The organism is Mesorhizobium sp. DxT (assembly GCF_058448885.1).
In genome coordinates this window covers 748,251-764,095 of the sequence record NZ_JBZFLJ010000001.1, presented here as the reverse complement: position 1 = coordinate 764,095, position 15,845 = coordinate 748,251, and the positions used below count along the sequence as shown (strand labels likewise).

Sequence of the window (15,845 nt, the reverse complement as noted above, 5' to 3'; positions counted from 1 at the left end):
CTCCAATATAAAAACCATATGGTTTCTATATTGATTTTGCAGGTCAGCCTAGAGTGAAACCTTGATCCAGAGCTCAGCCGTCAATTGCTCGCGCGATGCGCGTCTCGAAACGGGCGATCCTGTCGTCCGTCGCTGTCTCGGCCTGATAGAAAGGCAGGTAGGTGAAGCGTGCATTGGGCGCGCAGCCGCCGAAAACGGCAGTCTTGAGGACACGGCGCACCGGTCGCCGCAACACCAACCGGTCGACCCACCATGGCGAGCCGAGCGTGGTGATGGCGATCACCTGTTCGAGGCCGGGAAGCTTCGGTACGATCGGCCCGAAATCGCGACCATGGTCAAAGGCCACACCGGGCGCCATGACGCGGTCGAGCCAGCCTTTCATGATCGCCGGTGGTCCGAACCACCAGGTCGGAAAGGCGAGCACCAGCATTTCGGCTGCGCCGAGCGCCGCGATGTGGCGCTCCATGCCTGACCGATCATACCGGTCGGCATAATATGAGGCACGCTCGGCGGCCGTCAGGCGCGGATCGAAATCCTCGGCGTAAAGGTCGACAAGCGAGACCTCGTGTCCGCCTGCTTCCAGCCTGTTCGACGCGAAATCGGAGAACCGGCGGGTGAGATTTTCCTCAAGCGGATGAGCGCGGACGATCAGGCAGTTCATTGGGAAGCCTCGTTGACGAAGCACACCATGCGCCAGCGATCCAGACGCGGTCTACCTTGCGGCCGACAATTCGCATCCCCGCGCGCGTACGTGCTTGTTACGAAGAAGTCGCTCAGGCGCCCTTGGTGCGGGCGAGGCCGTCCTTGGCCGCCTTGAGATTGGGATCCAGCCGCGCTGCCTCGCCATAGGATCGCGCGGCCCGCGTGTTGTCGCCCCGCCGTTCGAGGATCAGTCCCTGATAGGCCCAGGCCTCGGCATTGGTCTTGTCGAGCCGGATCGCCGTGTTGAAATCCGCCAGCGCGTTGTCTTCGTCGTTGCGAGCCAGATAGGACAGGCCACGGCCGTTGTAAGGTTCGGCGGCGTTGGGCGCCAGCGAGATGGCCTTGGCGAAATCCTCGATCGCGAAGTCGTGCTGGCCGCGCGCCTGATAGAGAAGCCCGCGATTGTGGTAGGCGCGCGGATCGGTGGTATCGAGCTGGATGGCGCGCTCGAAGTCCTGGAAAGCCTCGTTGCCCCGCCCGGCGAGACGGTAGAGATTGCCCCGTCCGATATAGGCGGCGTCGTAATTCGGGTTGATCTGCAGTGCGCGGTTGTAGTCCTGCAGCGCTGCCTGCTGGTCGCCCATGTACCGGTAGATCAGCGCGCGGTTGGAATAGGCCTGGTAGAAATTCGGGTTGAGACGGACGGCGGTCTCGAAATCCTTCAGCGCGTCCTGATAGCGTCCGCCGCGCCCGTAGGCCGAGCCGCGCACATTGTAACCTTCCGGATCGTTCGGGCTGCGCTGGATGACGGCGGAGAGGGAAGAGATATTCTCGGTCGAAGCCTGGGCTGCTTCGGCCTCGGAGACCTCGACGAGCGGGCCTGTCGAGGTCTGGCATCCGGCCAGAGACAGTGCGGCGGCCATAACCAGAGCGGCGACCGTCAGCTTGACCTCGGGACCGCGAAAGGTTGCAGCTTCTGTCATCTTGGGCTCCCCCTGCTTCATCGCCCCACCGGAACGTGCCGGGGACGAAGACGTTCCGCGCAATGGCTGCGGCCTGGAATCAAAAAGGTGGCGACGATTCTCATCGCGCCACCTTAGTCGGTATCGCCGGAAAAGGACGAAAACTTGGCGTGATCAGCGTGCAGGAGCCGAACGGCCGCCAGCAACGAGACCTTCACGCTGTGCGCGCTTGCGAGCCAGCTTGCGGGCTCGGCGAACGGCTTCGGCCTTTTCGCGGGCGCGCTTCTCGGACGGCTTCTCGTAATGTCCGCGCATCTTCATTTCGCGGAAGATACCTTCGCGCTGCATCTTCTTCTTGAGAGCGCGGAGCGCCTGGTCAACATTGTTGTCGCGGACGAGTACCTGCACGTGCGTTCCTGTCTTCCGGTTGATGTGCGTTGTCAAAAAATTCCGGACGCAATACCCATGCGCCCCCGCGGCGGATACACCACGAATTGCGGCGGCTCTTAGCAGAACGCAAAAGGCTTGTCGAGCGGAAAGCGATGCCCGGCGCGGTTCTCTGTCTTCACCGGGCCGGACACCACTTTTCAATCACACCCGGTTGATCGAAACGCCGCCGTCCGCAAGAAGCGCCGTTCCGGTGGTGAAGCTGGATTCGTCGGCTGCCAGATAGAGCGCGGTCGCCGCGATCTCCTCCGGCCCGGCGACGCGTTTCAGGGCGTGAAGGCCCTCGACGAACGATCGTTCTTCCGGCGTCTTGAACGTTGCGGCAGGCGTATCGGTGCCGCCGGGAAGGAGGGCGTTGATCCTGATGCCCCTCGGTCCGTATTCGGCGGCCAGAACCTGCGTCAGACCGATCACGCCAGCCTTTGCCGATGCATAGGCGGCCATGCCGGGCATGCCCACCGTGTAACCGACGAAGGTGGAGGTGAAGATGATCGAGCCGGCGCCATTCTCCAGCATCGCCGGAATCTGGTGCTTTGCACCGAGAAACGCCCCGGTCAGGTTCGTCTCGATGGTCCGGTTCCAGCCGTCTAGTGAAACCGTGTGCGATTCACCCATTTCGCCTGTAGCGCCGGCATTGTTGAAAGCGATGTCGAGGCTGCCGAAACGCGACATGGCCAGATCGACCAATGCGGCGGCATAGGCTTCGTCGGCGACATCGCCGACAAGGATCGCTGCTTCGCCGCCATCGGCCCCGATTTCCGATTGTACGCGCTCCAGCTCGTGCTCGCGCCGTGCCGCCAGCACAAGCCGGGCGCCCTGGCGCGCGAAGAGCAGCGCGGTCGCCCGGCCGATACCCGAACTTGCGCCGGTGACGATTGCCACCTTTCCGTTCAGTGAAAACATGATTCCTGTCCTTGTTGTTGTTGCAGTCATGCCCGGCCGGACGGTGGGGTGATCGCATCTGCGGGTGTGGGCCAGCCACCCGAAATCGGACAGGGGTTGCGATGGGTCGTCGCGGTCGACGCATTACGGCACGCGCCGTCGCAAACAGCGCAAGAGTGGCCGTGTCATTTCGCTAGTGATACACGGTCCGAGGCTGGTGACAGCCAGAGCGCCTTCGAACTGCGAGCCGACAGCCATGCGCAAATATTCCGCCTTCGCCATCGCCCGGGAAGCGTTTCGCGGCCACAAGGGATGGGAAGAACAGTGGACCTCGCCAGAGCCGAAGGCCGAATACGATGTCGTTATCGTCGGCGCCGGCGGTCATGGGCTGGCGACGGCCTACTACCTCGCCAGTGTGCACGGCATCACCAATGTCGCGGTGGTTGAGAAGGGCTGGCTGGGCGGCGGCAATACCGGCCGCAACACCACGATCATCCGCTCCAACTATCTCTATGACGAGAGCGCAGGCATCTACGACCACGCGGTAAAGCTGTGGGACGGGCTGTCGCAGGAGCTCAACTACAACGTCATGTATTCCCCCCGTGGGGTGATGATGCTGGCGCATAATGTGCACGACGTGCAGGTGTTCAAGCGGCACATCCACGCGAACCGGCTCAACGGCGTCGACAATGAATGGCTGACGCCGGAGCAGGCGAAGGAATATTGCCCGCCGCTCAACATCTCGAAGAGCGCGCGCTATCCCGTGATGGGCGCGGCTCTGCAGCGCCGTGGCGGCACGGCGCGGCACGATGCAGTTGCGTGGGGCTATGCGCGCGGCGCTTCTGCACGCGGCGTCGACATCATCCAGAACTGTGAGGTGACGGGCATCCGCCGCGCGCCGCAGGGTCATGTGCTCGGTGTTGAGACAAGCAAGGGGTTCATCGGCGCAAAGAAGGTCGGTGTCGTGGCGGCCGGGCATTCCTCCGTCATCATGCAGATGGCCGATGTGCGCATGCCACTTGAGAGCTATCCGCTGCAGGCACTCGTGTCGGAGCCGGTCAAGCCGGTTTTCCCGTGCGTGGTCATGTCCAACACCGTGCACGCCTACATATCCCAGTCCGACAAGGGCGAACTGGTGATCGGCGCCGGCACCGATCAATACACCTCCTATTCGCAGACCGGCGGGCTGCACATCCTCAACCACACGCTCGACGCGATCTGCGAGATGTTCCCGATGTTCACGCGCATGAAGATGCTGCGCTCGTGGGGCGGCATCGTCGACGTAACGCCCGACCGCTCGCCGATCATGGCGAAGACGCCGGTGAAGGGGCTCTACGTCAATTGCGGCTGGGGCACGGGTGGTTTCAAGGCCACGCCCGGCTCGGGCCACGTCTTCGCCCACACGATCGCGCGCGACGAGCCGCACGCGATCAACGCACCGTTCACGCTGGAGCGTTTCCGCACCGGACGACTGATCGACGAGGCGGCAGCGGCCGCCGTGGCGCACTGAGTTCGTTCAATGTGGAAGGTCGACCAGCGAACGATGACGCAGGCGGGAGAGGTCGCCTGGGGCCGGGCCGGCAGCGGGCCGGGGCTGGTGCTCGCGCATGGCTGGCCATGGTCGTCGTTTAGCTGGCATCGGGTGATCCCATTGCTTGCCAGGCACTTTACCGTCCACTGGTTCGACATGCCGGGCTACGGCGAATCCGAGATGCGGCGTGGTCAATCGACCGCGTTGGACGTGCAGGGGCAGGTGTTCGCCGAAATGCTCGACGTGTGGGAGCTTGTGGACCCGAATGTCGTTGCGCACGACATGGGCGGTGCGGTGACCCTGCGAGCCCATCTGCTGGGCGGCGTCGACTATGACAGGCTCGTGCTCATGAATGTCGTTGCGCTCAGCCCTTGGGGCTCGGCGTTCTTCGACCATGTCGGCCGCCATATCGACGCCTTTACCGGCCTGCCGCCGCATATCCATGAGGCGGTCGTGGGCGCGTATATCCAGGGTGCTCTGGTCAATGAACTCGCGGATGACGATTTCGATCGGCTTCGCGCGCCGTGGCTGAGCGAGGCGGGGCGGGCGAGCTTCTATGCCCAGTTCGCGCAGGCCGACGAGCGTTTGACCGGTGACTTCGAAGACAGGCTTGCGGACATACGCTGCCCGGTCGCGATCCTGTGGGGAGAAGCCGACCCCTGGATTCCGGTCGCGCGGGGCCGACTGCTGCACGAGAAGATACCACATTCGAGCTTCGAGGCGCTGGCCGGTGTCGGCCATCTGCCACAGCTCGAAGCCCCGGAACCCGTTACCGCGCGTTTCCTCGACGCGCTTTCGAAAACAGGCGAGTAGGGAAAGCCATGCTGCTGATCCGTTGCCCCTATTGTGAAGAAGAACGACCGGAGCTCGAATTCCGGCATGCCGGCGAAGCGCATCTCGTCAGGCCGTCGAACATCACCGAGATGAGCGACGAGGATTTCGAGGGCTACTTCTTCATCCGGCAGAATCCCAAAGGGCTGGTCTATGAACGCTGGAGGCATGTCCACGGCTGCGCGCGCTTCTTCAACGCCGTGCGCGACACGGTGAGCGACAAGTTCGTAATGACTTACAAGGCCGGCGAGAAGAAGCCCGTCATCAAGGGAGCAGCCGAATGACCGCGCCGTTCCGCATCGCAGGCAAGGGCCGTCTGACGCCCGCCAGAGTAGCGCGCTTCACGTTCGATGGCGCCGGCTATGCAGGGCTGGAGGGCGACACGCTCGCCTCGGCTCTGCTCGCAAATGGCGTCCATCTCGTCGGTCGGTCGTTCAAATATCACCGGCCGCGTGGCTTCCTTTCGGCGGGCGCCGAGGAGCCGAACGCGCTGGTGGGTATCCATCGAGACGCGGCGCGCAAGACGCCCAATGTGCGCGCAACGGTGCAGGAGCTCTACGATGGGCTCACTGCCGTCTCGCAGAACCGCTGGCCCTCGCTGAAGATGGATGTGGGCGCCGTCAACGATCTCGCGTCGCCCTTCTTCTCCGCCGGCTTCTACTACAAGACGTTCATGTGGCCGAAGGCGGCATGGAAGCATCTCTACGAGCCGCAGATCCGCTCCGCTGCCGGTCTTGGCGTCGCGCCCGACCAGCCCGATCCCGACCATTACGCGGCACGCTACGCGCATTGTGACGTGCTGGTCGTAGGCGGCGGTGCGGCGGGCCTTGCGGCTGCGCTGAGCGCGGCCGAGGCGGGCGCACGCGTCATCATCACCGACGAACAGGCAGAGCTTGGCGGCGCGTTACGCTTTGAGACCGGGACGAACATAGAAGGCAAGGACGGATGGGCCTGGGCGAGCGAGTCGGCAGCGCGGTTAGCGGCGATGGGCAATGTGCGCCTGCTGACCCGTACCACTGCCTTCGGCTACTATGCCCAGAACTTCGTCGGCCTTGTCGAACGCTTGAGCGACCATCTGGCGGCCCCGTTGCCGGACCTGCCGCGAGAGCGGCTTTGGCAGGTGCGGGCCAGGCGGGTCGTCCTCGCCACGGGAGCGATCGAGCGGCACATGGTGTTTCCCGACAACGACCGACCGGGCGTCATGCTGGCATCGGCGGCGCGCACCTATCTCAATCATTATGGCGTTGCTGTCGGCAAAGCGGTCGGTGTCTACACGGCCAACGACTCGGCCTATCACGCAGCGATCGACCTCAAGAAGTCCGGTGTGCATGTCGCGGCAATCGTGGATTTGCGTGACAACCCGCAAGGCCCGGCTGTCGACGAGGCAAGGGGGCTCGGCATCGAGATCAGTGCCGGCCGTGCCGTTACCGGCGTTTCAGGGCGCCAGCGCATCTCGGCAATGACGGTGCAGCCGAAGAACGGCGGCGCCTCGCGTACGATCCCGGTGGATGCGCTTCTGACTTCCGCCGGCTGGACGCCATCCGTGCATCTCTTTTCCCAGTCGCGTGGCAAAGTGGCCTTCGACGAGGCGGGCAGGCGGTTCCTGCCGGGCACCTACGCACAGGATTGCGTATCTGTCGGTGCGTGCAATGGGACCGACGAACTCGGCGCACTTCTTGGCGAAGCTGCCACCGCCGGCCATGCTGCCGCCAAAGCGGCAGGCATCAAGGTCGGCCGCGCATCGAAGCCGAAGGCATCCACCGGCGAGCGATGGGCCGGTGGCATGCTGGGTGCTGCACCCGGGGCCGGCGCCGACTCGAAGGCCAAAGCGTTCGTCGACTTCCAGAACGACGTCACCGCCAAGGACATTCGCCAGGCCGTGCGGGAGGGCATGCGCTCGATCGAGCATGTCAAGCGCTTCACCACCAACGGTATGGCGACGGACCAAGGCAAGACCTCGAACCTGCACGGACTTGCCATTGCCGCGGAGACGCTCGGCAAGCCTATCCCCGAGGTCGGCCTGACGACGTTCCGCGCTCCCTACACGCCGGTCACCTTCGGGGCGATCGTCAACCACGCACGAGGCAGCCTGTTCGATCCGACCCGACGTACCGCGATGCATGGCTGGGCCGAGGCGCACGGCGCCGTGTTCGAGGACGTCGGCCAGTGGAAACGCGCCTGGTATTTCCCGCGTGCAGGCGAGGACATGCACGCTGCGGTCGACAGGGAATGCCGTACGGTGCGACAGTCGGCCGGTATCTTTGATGCGTCGACGCTGGGCAAGATCGAGGTGGTCGGGCCTGACGCCGCGACCTTCATGGAACTGCTCTACACCAATCCGTGGCAGAAGCTCGCGCCCGGCCGGTGCCGCTATGGCATCATGCTGCGCGAGGACGGCTTCATCTACGACGACGGTGTGGTGGGCCGGCTGGCGGATGACCGCTTCCACGTCACCACGACCACAGGCGGTGCGGCGCGCGTCATGAACCACATGGAGGATTATCTCCAGACCGAGTTCCCGCACCTGAAGGTCTATCTCACCTCGATTTCGGAGCAGTGGGCCGTCATTGCCGTACAGGGGCCGAAATCCCGCGACATCATCGCGCCGCTGGTTGAGGGCATCGACCTCTCAGACGCCGCGATGCCGCATATGTCGGTGCGGGAGGGAAGCATCTGCGGTGTGCCGACTCGTCTCTTCCGTATGTCGTTCACCGGCGAGCGGGGCTTCGAAATCAACGTACCCGCGGACTACGGGCAGGCTGTGTGGGAGGCGGTCTGGGCTGAGGGCGAAAAGCATGGCGCCTGCGCCTACGGCACCGAGGCGATGCACGTGCTGCGCGCCGAAAAAGGCTACATCATCGTCGGACAGGAGACCGACGGCACGGTGACGCCGAACGATGCCGGCCTCGACTGGGCGGTCGGCAAGAAAAAGACCGATTTCGTCGGCATTCGCGGGTTGATGCGCCCCGACCTCGTCGCTCCGGGGCGCAAGCAGCTCGTCGGGCTAAGAACGAAAGACCCGAAAGTTGTGCTTGAGGAAGGTGCGCAGATCGTTGCCGATCCGAACCAGCCGGTTCCGATGAAAATGATCGGACACGTCACCTCGTCCTACTGGTCGGAGAATTGCGGCCATTCTATCGCGCTGGCCCTCGTTGCCGACGGACGCGCGCTCACGGGCAAGACACTTCATGTGCCGATGCCGGATCGCACGATCGAGGTTGAAGTGACCGGAACCATTTTCTTCGACGAGAAGGGAGAGCGTATCGATGGCTAGAACCGAAGCCGCCCGCAACCCCGTGCTCGAAGGCCGGATGGCAAATCACGCGTGGGTCGGTGTCACACCGGCGGAACCAGCTAAAAGGCTTTCGCTGCGCGCGCCTGCAGAGAGCGTCGCCTCGTTATCACGTACCCTTGGCTTGAAGTTGCCGGAGAGGCCAAAGCAGTCCGTACTGAAAGGTGCCCGTGCAGCCCTCTGGCTCGGGCCTGACGAATGGCTGTTGATCGACGGTGCCGAGAGCAACCTCGATGCGGCACTTGATCGGGTCAGGGTGTTTCATTCGGCTGTCGATGTGTCGCATCGCAATGTCGGGATTCTCGTCGAAGGTCAGGGGGCCGAGGCGACGATCGCCGCGGGCTGTCCGCAGGACGTCTCGCTTCAGGCCTTTCCGGTAGGCGCATGTTCGCGGACCGTGTTGGGCAAGATCGAAATCGTGCTGTGGCGCACGGGCGAGGCGCAGTTCCGCGTCGAGTGCTGGCGGTCGTTCGCCGACTACGCCTTCACCTTTCTTGCCGAGGCTGCGAGAGACGCCAACGGCTAGCCGGTGTTGCGCCAGCGTCGCGATTGGACGAACTCGATGAGATCGTCGGCGCTCATGGCCTTTGCGAAGGCATAACCCTGAAGGGCGTTGCAGCCGAGCTGCCGCAGCACTTTCGCGTGCTGCATGGTCTCGACGCCTTCGGCGAGAACCTCGATGCCGAGGGACCGTCCGATGTCGATGATCGAGCCCACGAGCTGTCGTTGTCCGGCCGAATGCACGATCGGCATCACAAGCTGCCGGTCGATCTTGAGGCGGCGCGGCTTCAGTTTCATCAGGCTGACGATCGACGCATATCCGGTGCCGAAATCATCGATCTCGATGTCGATGCCGAGTTCCTTGATCTGGTCGACGTTCCAGGTGATGACCTCGTCGTTCTCGTCGAGGAAGATCGATTCCACGAGTTCGAACGAGACCGTGCCAGGCTTGATGTCCATCTGGCGCAGGTTGTTGATCAGTTCGTCATCATGCAGCCGACGTGCCGAAACGTTGACGGACGTCTTTGGGATCCCGAGACCGATCTCTTCCCAACGATGGAAATCGGCAAGCGCCTGTTCGAGGACGATGCGGTCGATCGTGGCCACGACGTTGAGTTCTTCCGCAATCTTGAGGAAGGCGTTGGGCGCAAGCAGACCTTCGCGTGGGTGGTTCCAGCGGGCCAGTGCCTCGACACCGATAACCTCAAGCGTCTCTGCATCGAATTGCGGCTGGTAATGTGCCACGAACTGTCGCTGCTCGAGGCCTGAGAGAATGTTGTCTGCGACCCGCTTGGTGGTGATAATCTCGGTCTGCAGCGCGTCGTTGAAGAACTGGTGACGGTTGCGGCCCCGCTCCTTGGCCCGGTAGAGGGCGATGTCGGCGTTGACGAGCAGACGCGTCGGATCGGCCAGTGAATCCATGTCGGTTGCGATGCCGATCGAAACACCAACGCGGCAATCGTGCCCGCCGTAACTAAGCGGCTGCTGCATGCGCTCGATGATGCGTTCGGAGAGTTTGGCCAGACCGCGGATGGAAGGGTTGCCCGCACCGGTTTGCCAGCGGCGAACGACGACGAACTCGTCGCCGCCGACACGGGCCACGAAGTCGCCGGGCTCGACCGTCGCGCGCAGGATGCTTGCCGCGTGAACCAGCATGGCGTCGCCGGCGGAATGCCCCAGGGTATCGTTGATCTGCTTGAAACGGTCGAGATCGATCTGGAGCAGGGCCGCCGTTTCCTTGCCCTCGGCAAATTGCCGCGCGTGATCAGCCATTACGTCGTCGAGATAGCGCCGGTTCGGCAAGCCAGTGAGCGAATCGTGAAGCGCGTTGTGTTCTATGCGGGCCTTCGCGCGTTCGAGCTCGGCATTGCGCGCCTCGGTCAATGCGTTGGCGCGCTTCAATTCCTCGTTGAGCGCGACGTCGGCTGTCACATCCCAATTTACGCCGATCATTTTTGCCGGCGTCCCCGCGTCCTTGTATAGCGTGCCCAGCGCACGGATATGACGTGTCTCTCCGTCATCGAGAACGATCCGAAACTGCGAGACATAGCTACCCCTGTCACCCGTGAAGGCAGCATTGAATTCGCTGTTTGCACGCTCGAGGTCGTCCGGGTGAACGCGCTTTTCCCAGTCCTTCGTATTTCGCGGAGCGCCATCGGCCGGATAGCCATAGAGCTCGTTCATCCGGTCGTCCCAGTACTCTTCCTTCTCGCCCACATTCATCTCCCAGACCGCGACCTTGGACGTGTCCAGTGCGAGGCCGAGGCGACGCGACATGCGCGCAAGCTGAAGTTCGCGTCGCTTCAATTCACGAATGTGGTTCAGACGCTCTTCGATAAGACGGCCCATGATCAGGGCGGGTACCATGATGAGCGCGCCGGCAAGCAGGATCAGCAGACGAAGCGCCCAAGTGTTCGTAGGCGTTCCGGCCCATCCCCCTTTCGGTATCGCAGCAATGCGCCAGGATCCGGACGGCAATACCACGTCCGCAGTGACCGGATCGTTGGCGGAAGCTACGCCCGAGCCGTAGAAACGCGCGCCGTTCACACCGGTGCCGTCGTGCCCGATGAGGTCGATATCGATCGCCAGATCCGGATCGAGCAAGCCACTTTGGGTATACAGCTTGTTGGCATCGACCACGGCGGACACAATGCCCCAGAACGTTTCGCTGCCGTTCGGGCCGGGAGTGAAAACAGGGAATCGCCCGATGAAGCTCTCGCCGCCTTGCACCAGGTCAACCGGCCCGGCAAGCACAAGGTCTGCGGTGTCACGAGCACGCAAAGCTGCGGCGCGCTGCGCTTCGTTCAGGTTGTAATCCAGACCGAGAGCGCTTTCATTGCCCTGCGAAGGGTAGATCAGGTTTACAACCAGATCGCGCGCAGCGGCGATATGACGGATCTGGGATCGCTCTTGCAGCAGCGCCGCCGCAAGGGTAGCGAAGCGCGTCTGATCCATCTCCGGTTCGGTGGAAAGCGTAGCGACAAGCCCTCGAACAAGCTGGATATTGCCGCTGATGTTGCCTTCGAGCTTCGCGCGGATGAGGCTGATCTCGCCGAGGACTTCGCTGTGCAGGTCATGCCGGAAGACAGCGCGGTTCTGCTGCTCCGCGAAAAGCCATGCCAGCGCAATAACGACCAATGCCAGAAAGGCCGGTATATTGGTTGCCCTTAGAACAGGCCTGACAGGCCCCAAGGTGTCGATGGCTAGAAATTTCACAATACCCACCTGCCTATGAGGCGGTTAGCTGGTCCGAGTTTCGACCCCGACCGTTGCATGAACTGCTTAAATTAGGCTTTAGAGAACTAAGCAAATGTCTATCGCGAGGGAACGCGTGCAGATGAAAGAACTGTCCACCATTGGCTTCGATGCCGACGATACGCTCTGGCAGAATGAGCAGTTCTTCCGCTTGACCGAGGCGCGTTTCGCGGAACTGCTGGCCGATCACGCCGAGCCCGATCATCTGCTCGACCGGCTGCTGGAGGCAGAGAAACGCAATCTCGGGCACTATGGCTTCGGCATCAAGGGGTTTACGCTCTCGATGATCGAAACCGCAGTCGAAGTGACCGAGGGACGGGTGCCGGCGAGCGTGATCGGTGAAATCCTGGCGGCTGGACGGGAGATGCTCCGACATCCTGTCGAGACGCTTCCGCACGTGCAGGAGACGCTGGAAGAGCTGGCCGGCGCATACCGGCTGGTACTGATCACCAAGGGCGACCTGTTCGATCAGGAGCGAAAGCTTGCGCAGTCGGGACTGGGCGACTTCTTCGATGCGGTCGAGATCGTCAGTGACAAGAGTGCCGGCACATATGAGCGCGTGTTCTCACGCCATGGCGACGGCGCCGAGCATGCGATGATGGTCGGCAATTCGCTGAAGTCTGACGTCGCGCCAGCGATCGAGGCGGGGAGCTGGGGTGTGTATGTTCCGCACGAGCTGACATGGGTTCTGGAGCGGATCGAGGCACCGGAGGAGCATCCTCGCTACCGGCAGATCGAGCATCTCGGGCAGCTCCGCGAGCTGATTGCGAAGCTCTAGATCGACGTTATCCCGCCGTCGGCGGCAAGCGTCTGGCCGGTCATGAAACCGTTCTCTGGACTTGCCGCGAACAGGATCACCTCGACGATTTCGTCGACTTCGCCCAGCCGCCGCATCGGTACGCCGCGAACCAGTTCGGCCTCGCTCGCCTTGCGATCCTCCTCGGCGGCCGGCAATGATTTCTCGACCATCGCGGTGCGTGCGAAGGAGGGACAGACGGCGTTTACGCGCACGCCCTTGGTGGCGTATTCGGCCGCGGCCGACCGGGTAAGGCCGACCACGCCATGCTTGGCAGCGGCATAGACGGAAAGCCTTGGTGCTCCGGCGATGCCGGCCACGGACGCGATGTTGACGATCGCGCTGCGTTTTCCCTCTGCGCGAAAACGGCGCTCCATCGACGGAAGCTGGTGCTTGAGAGCGTAGAACACGCCGAGAAGGTCGACTTCGATGACCTTGCGCGCGTCCTCGGAAGCAATGTTCGGCAGCTTCATCATGTCGTGGACGATGCCGGCATTGTTCAGCGCGATGTCGAGCCCGCCAAAGCGCTTTTCCGCCAGGGCGACGAGCTCTTTCGATAGATTTTCGTCCGCAATGTTGCCGGCCAGAACGGCGGTTTCGGCATCAATCTCCGAGGCGGCTTCCTCCAGGCGGGCGGGGTCAAGGTCGGACAGGACCAGGCGGGCGCCCTCAGCCGCGAAGCGTTCCGCCGCACGGCGGCCGAAACCGCCGGTGGCACCCGTCACCAGCACTGTCAGACCCGAAAACCGCGCCATGCGTCATTTCCCTTTTTCGATTGCCTGGCGCGCCAGTGCGGCCAGCAGGCGCACGGCCTGACCGTAGGTCTTCGCCTTTTCCGGGTTGGAGGCATTGCCGTCGAGGGCGCGCTTGTAGACGCCCTGGCAGATGGCGGCGAGCCGGAAGAAGGAGAAGGCGAGATAGAAAACCCAGTTGTCTATGCCGGAAATGCCGCGGCGCTCGCAGTAGCGGGCGACGTATTCGGCCTCCGACGGCAGGCCGAGCGCCTGGCGATCCATGCCTCCGAGCCCGCGAAAGCCGGAATCGTGGGGCAGCCGCCATTGCATGCACTGATATGCGATGTCGGCGAAGGGGTGGCCGAGCGTCGACAGCTCCCAGTCGAGCACGGCGATCACTTCGGGCCGGTCGTGAGCGAATATCATGTTGTCCAGGCGGTAATCGCCGTGAACGAGCGAGACCTGGCCGTCATCGGCGACCTGATTGCTCTCAAGCCAGGCGATCAGCGCATCCATGTCTTCGACCTTGTCGGTCTCGGAAGCGCGGTACTGGCTGGTCCAGCGTCCGAACTGTCGCTCGAAATAGCTGCCCGGCTTGCCGAAATCGCTGAGCCCGGCGGCCTCGATGTCGACATCGTGGAGGGCTGCAAGCACCGCGTTCATGGCGTCGCTGGTCGCGCTGCGTTCCTCGTTCGTTGCAAGGTCGGGCAGTGCCGGGTCCCACAGGATACGCCCGTCGACGAACGCCATGACGTAGAACATGCGGCCTATCGGCGAGGCCTCCTCCGACAGGTGGAGTACTTCGGGCACGGGCACGGCCGTATCTTTCAGCGCCTTCATGACCCGGAATTCGCGATCGACCTGGTGCGCCGATTTCAGCAACTCGCCCGGCGGCTTGGCGCGCAACACGTAGCGGCCGCTTTCAGCATCCAGCGCATAGGTGGGGTTCGACTGGCCCGAGCCGAACTTGCGGATATCCTTCAGACCCCTGAAGCCGGGGACGTTCTTTTCGAGATAGGGAGCCAGCGCTGCCGCATCGAGCGCGTTCGGATCGCTCATGCGTCCTCCCTTTTGCGCTCTATCGCCGCGAGCGTGAGCCAGCGCGCGGTAAGGGCCGGCTTCTTCGAGCCTTCGATTTCGATCGTGACGTCGTAGTTCAGGTGAATCCAGCCGGACGGACGCGCAGTCATTTCCGCCAGCTTGAAACGCGCGCGGATGCGCGCGCCCGACTTGACCGGCGAAACGAAGCGCAGCCGGTCGAAGCCGTAGTTAACGCCCATCCCGGCCTCGCGGATCGGGGGAATCGTCTCGTAAGCCATGGCCGAAAGCAGCGAAAGCGACAGGAATCCGTGTGCAATGGTTCCACCGAACGGCGTTTCGGCTGCCGCGCGTTCCGGGTCCACGTGGATGAACTGATGGTCGTCGGTCGCGTCGGCGAACTTGTCGATCATCTCCTGGGACACCACGCGCCAGGGCGACACGCCGATCTCCTGGCCGACCGCTTTCTGGGCTTCCTCAAGCGGAAGCGGTTCTCTCTGGCTATTGCTCATCTAGCTCGCATCATTCCTTGAAAAGCGTCATGCCATGCTGGGCCGACTGGCCGCCGTCCAGTGGCAGGATCGCGCCGGTCACATAGCTCCCCGCCCTGCTGCACAGATACAGGGTCGCGCCCGCGATGTCATCCGGTGCGCCGATGCGCCCGATCGGCACGCGCTTGCCGACCTTGTCGGCCTGTTCGTCGGTACCGGTGGCGAATGCCGTCATCCGGCTCTGAAAGGGGCCGGGCGCGAAGGCGTTGACCGTGATGCGTCGTGCCGCGAGTTCGTTGGCGAGGGTGCGGGTGAGGTGGTGAACCGCAGCCTTCGAAGCCGTGTAGGAATAGGCACCGTCCGCCATCGGTTGTGTGCCCATGACGGAGCCGAGATTGATGATGCGGGCAGGGTCTTCATCGCGCGCCGCCTCTTCCAGCAAGGGGGTCAGCTCCCGGGTGAGGTGAAACAGGCCGGTGACGTTGACGCCGAGCACTTTTGCCCAGGCGCTGTAGGGAAAATCCTCATATTCCGCGCCCCAGGAGACGCCGGCATTGTTGATGAGGATGTTCAGGCTGTCGGTGCGGCTGCGCACCTCCGCGACCAATGCAGCAATGCCTTCTTCAGTGCTCACGTCGCCGGAGAACCCCTCTGCGCTGCCCTTGCCGAGAGCGTTGAGCTCTTCGGCCACACGGGCGCAATCGGCACCCTTGCGCGAGGCAATCAGGACGCGCGCACCGCCTTGCACGAGACCGGTCGCAGCCATTCGCCCGATGCCGGTTGCAGCGCCTGTCACCAGCGCGGTCTTGCCGGCCACCGAAAAGAGTTCGTCCAGATACGCCATCATTTCCTCCCTTGGCGCGGCGGGCAGGGGGAAATTCGTACCGGCCGCGTTGACAACATACCCGGTAGTATGTTCATCATTTCGATACCCGTAAAGGCCC

15 protein-coding genes are annotated in these 15,845 nt (G+C 63.1%); 6 read left to right on the top strand and 9 right to left on the bottom strand.

Annotated elements, in window-relative coordinates:
- Positions 1–73 precede the first annotated feature (73 nt).
- The 4 genes from ACVJNE_RS03600 to ACVJNE_RS03585 all read right to left on the bottom strand — a co-directional run bounded on the left by ACVJNE_RS03600 (position 74) and on the right by ACVJNE_RS03585 (position 2,954).
- Positions 74–661 (bottom strand): NAD(P)H-dependent oxidoreductase, encoded by a 588-nt coding sequence (locus tag ACVJNE_RS03600; RefSeq protein WP_499563001.1) that lies wholly within the window; start codon positions 659–661, stop codon positions 74–76.
- 112 nt (positions 662–773) lie between these two features.
- Positions 774–1,646, bottom strand: coding sequence for a tetratricopeptide repeat protein (locus ACVJNE_RS03595; protein WP_376769189.1), 873 nt, complete (start codon positions 1,644–1,646; stop codon positions 774–776).
- A gap of 132 nt (positions 1,647–1,778) precedes the next feature.
- Entirely contained in the window at positions 1,779–2,012 is a 234-nt protein-coding gene (rpsU, locus tag ACVJNE_RS03590; protein ID WP_173193307.1) for a 30S ribosomal protein S21, read from the bottom strand.
- 183 nt (positions 2,013–2,195) lie between these two features.
- A complete protein-coding gene (locus ACVJNE_RS03585) occupies positions 2,196–2,954 on the bottom strand; it encodes an SDR family oxidoreductase (RefSeq protein WP_499562999.1) in 759 nt (252 codons plus the stop codon).
- A gap of 235 nt (positions 2,955–3,189) precedes the next feature.
- Here ACVJNE_RS03585 and ACVJNE_RS03580 point away from each other — a divergent pair, with 235 nt between their 5' ends.
- The 5 genes from ACVJNE_RS03580 to ACVJNE_RS03560 are packed head-to-tail and all read left to right on the top strand — an operon-like array spanning position 3,190 to position 9,113.
- Positions 3,190–4,443: a sarcosine oxidase subunit beta gene (locus tag ACVJNE_RS03580; RefSeq protein WP_499562997.1), complete on the top strand. Its 1,254-nt coding sequence runs from the start codon at positions 3,190–3,192 to the stop codon at positions 4,441–4,443.
- Between the two features lie 9 nt (positions 4,444–4,452).
- A complete protein-coding gene (locus tag ACVJNE_RS03575; RefSeq protein WP_499562995.1) occupies positions 4,453–5,277 on the top strand; it encodes an alpha/beta fold hydrolase in 825 nt (274 codons plus the stop codon).
- Between the two features lie 8 nt (positions 5,278–5,285).
- The gene (locus ACVJNE_RS03570) at positions 5,286–5,579 is read left to right on the top strand and encodes a sarcosine oxidase subunit delta (RefSeq protein ID WP_173193301.1); all 294 of its coding nucleotides are present in this window, start codon (positions 5,286–5,288) and stop codon (positions 5,577–5,579) included.
- The gene (locus ACVJNE_RS03565) at positions 5,576–8,569 is read left to right on the top strand and encodes a sarcosine oxidase subunit alpha (RefSeq protein ID WP_499562993.1); all 2,994 of its coding nucleotides are present in this window, start codon (positions 5,576–5,578) and stop codon (positions 8,567–8,569) included. The genes ACVJNE_RS03570 and ACVJNE_RS03565 overlap by 4 nt, the downstream gene beginning before the upstream one ends.
- Positions 8,562–9,113 (top strand): sarcosine oxidase subunit gamma, encoded by a 552-nt coding sequence (locus ACVJNE_RS03560; RefSeq protein ID WP_499562991.1) that lies wholly within the window; start codon positions 8,562–8,564, stop codon positions 9,111–9,113. Before ACVJNE_RS03565 ends, ACVJNE_RS03560 begins: the two co-directional genes overlap by 8 nt.
- Here ACVJNE_RS03560 and ACVJNE_RS03555 read toward each other — a convergent pair.
- On the bottom strand, positions 9,110–11,731 hold the full coding sequence (locus ACVJNE_RS03555) for a bifunctional diguanylate cyclase/phosphodiesterase (protein ID WP_499563210.1): 2,622 nt from the start codon (positions 11,729–11,731) through the stop codon (positions 9,110–9,112). The two genes, ACVJNE_RS03560 and ACVJNE_RS03555, sit on opposite strands and share 4 nt — an antisense overlap.
- Positions 11,732–11,924: 193 nt before the next feature.
- On the opposite strand from ACVJNE_RS03555, the gene ACVJNE_RS03550 reads away from it, so the two are divergent.
- Positions 11,925–12,620, top strand: coding sequence for an HAD family hydrolase (locus tag ACVJNE_RS03550; RefSeq protein WP_499562989.1), 696 nt, complete (start codon positions 11,925–11,927; stop codon positions 12,618–12,620).
- Here ACVJNE_RS03550 and ACVJNE_RS03545 read toward each other — a convergent pair.
- The 4 genes from ACVJNE_RS03545 to ACVJNE_RS03530 are packed head-to-tail and all read right to left on the bottom strand — an operon-like array spanning position 12,617 to position 15,745.
- A complete protein-coding gene (locus tag ACVJNE_RS03545; RefSeq protein ID WP_499562987.1) occupies positions 12,617–13,393 on the bottom strand; it encodes an SDR family NAD(P)-dependent oxidoreductase in 777 nt (258 codons plus the stop codon). The two genes, ACVJNE_RS03550 and ACVJNE_RS03545, sit on opposite strands and share 4 nt — an antisense overlap.
- A gap of 3 nt (positions 13,394–13,396) precedes the next feature.
- Positions 13,397–14,431 (bottom strand): phosphotransferase family protein, encoded by a 1,035-nt coding sequence (locus ACVJNE_RS03540; protein WP_499562985.1) that lies wholly within the window; start codon positions 14,429–14,431, stop codon positions 13,397–13,399.
- Positions 14,428–14,922 (bottom strand): MaoC family dehydratase, encoded by a 495-nt coding sequence (locus tag ACVJNE_RS03535; RefSeq protein ID WP_173193289.1) that lies wholly within the window; start codon positions 14,920–14,922, stop codon positions 14,428–14,430. Before ACVJNE_RS03535 ends, ACVJNE_RS03540 begins: the two co-directional genes overlap by 4 nt.
- Positions 14,923–14,932: 10 nt before the next feature.
- On the bottom strand, positions 14,933–15,745 hold the full coding sequence (locus tag ACVJNE_RS03530; protein WP_499562983.1) for an SDR family oxidoreductase: 813 nt from the start codon (positions 15,743–15,745) through the stop codon (positions 14,933–14,935).
- Between the last annotated feature and the right edge of the window lie 100 nt (positions 15,746–15,845).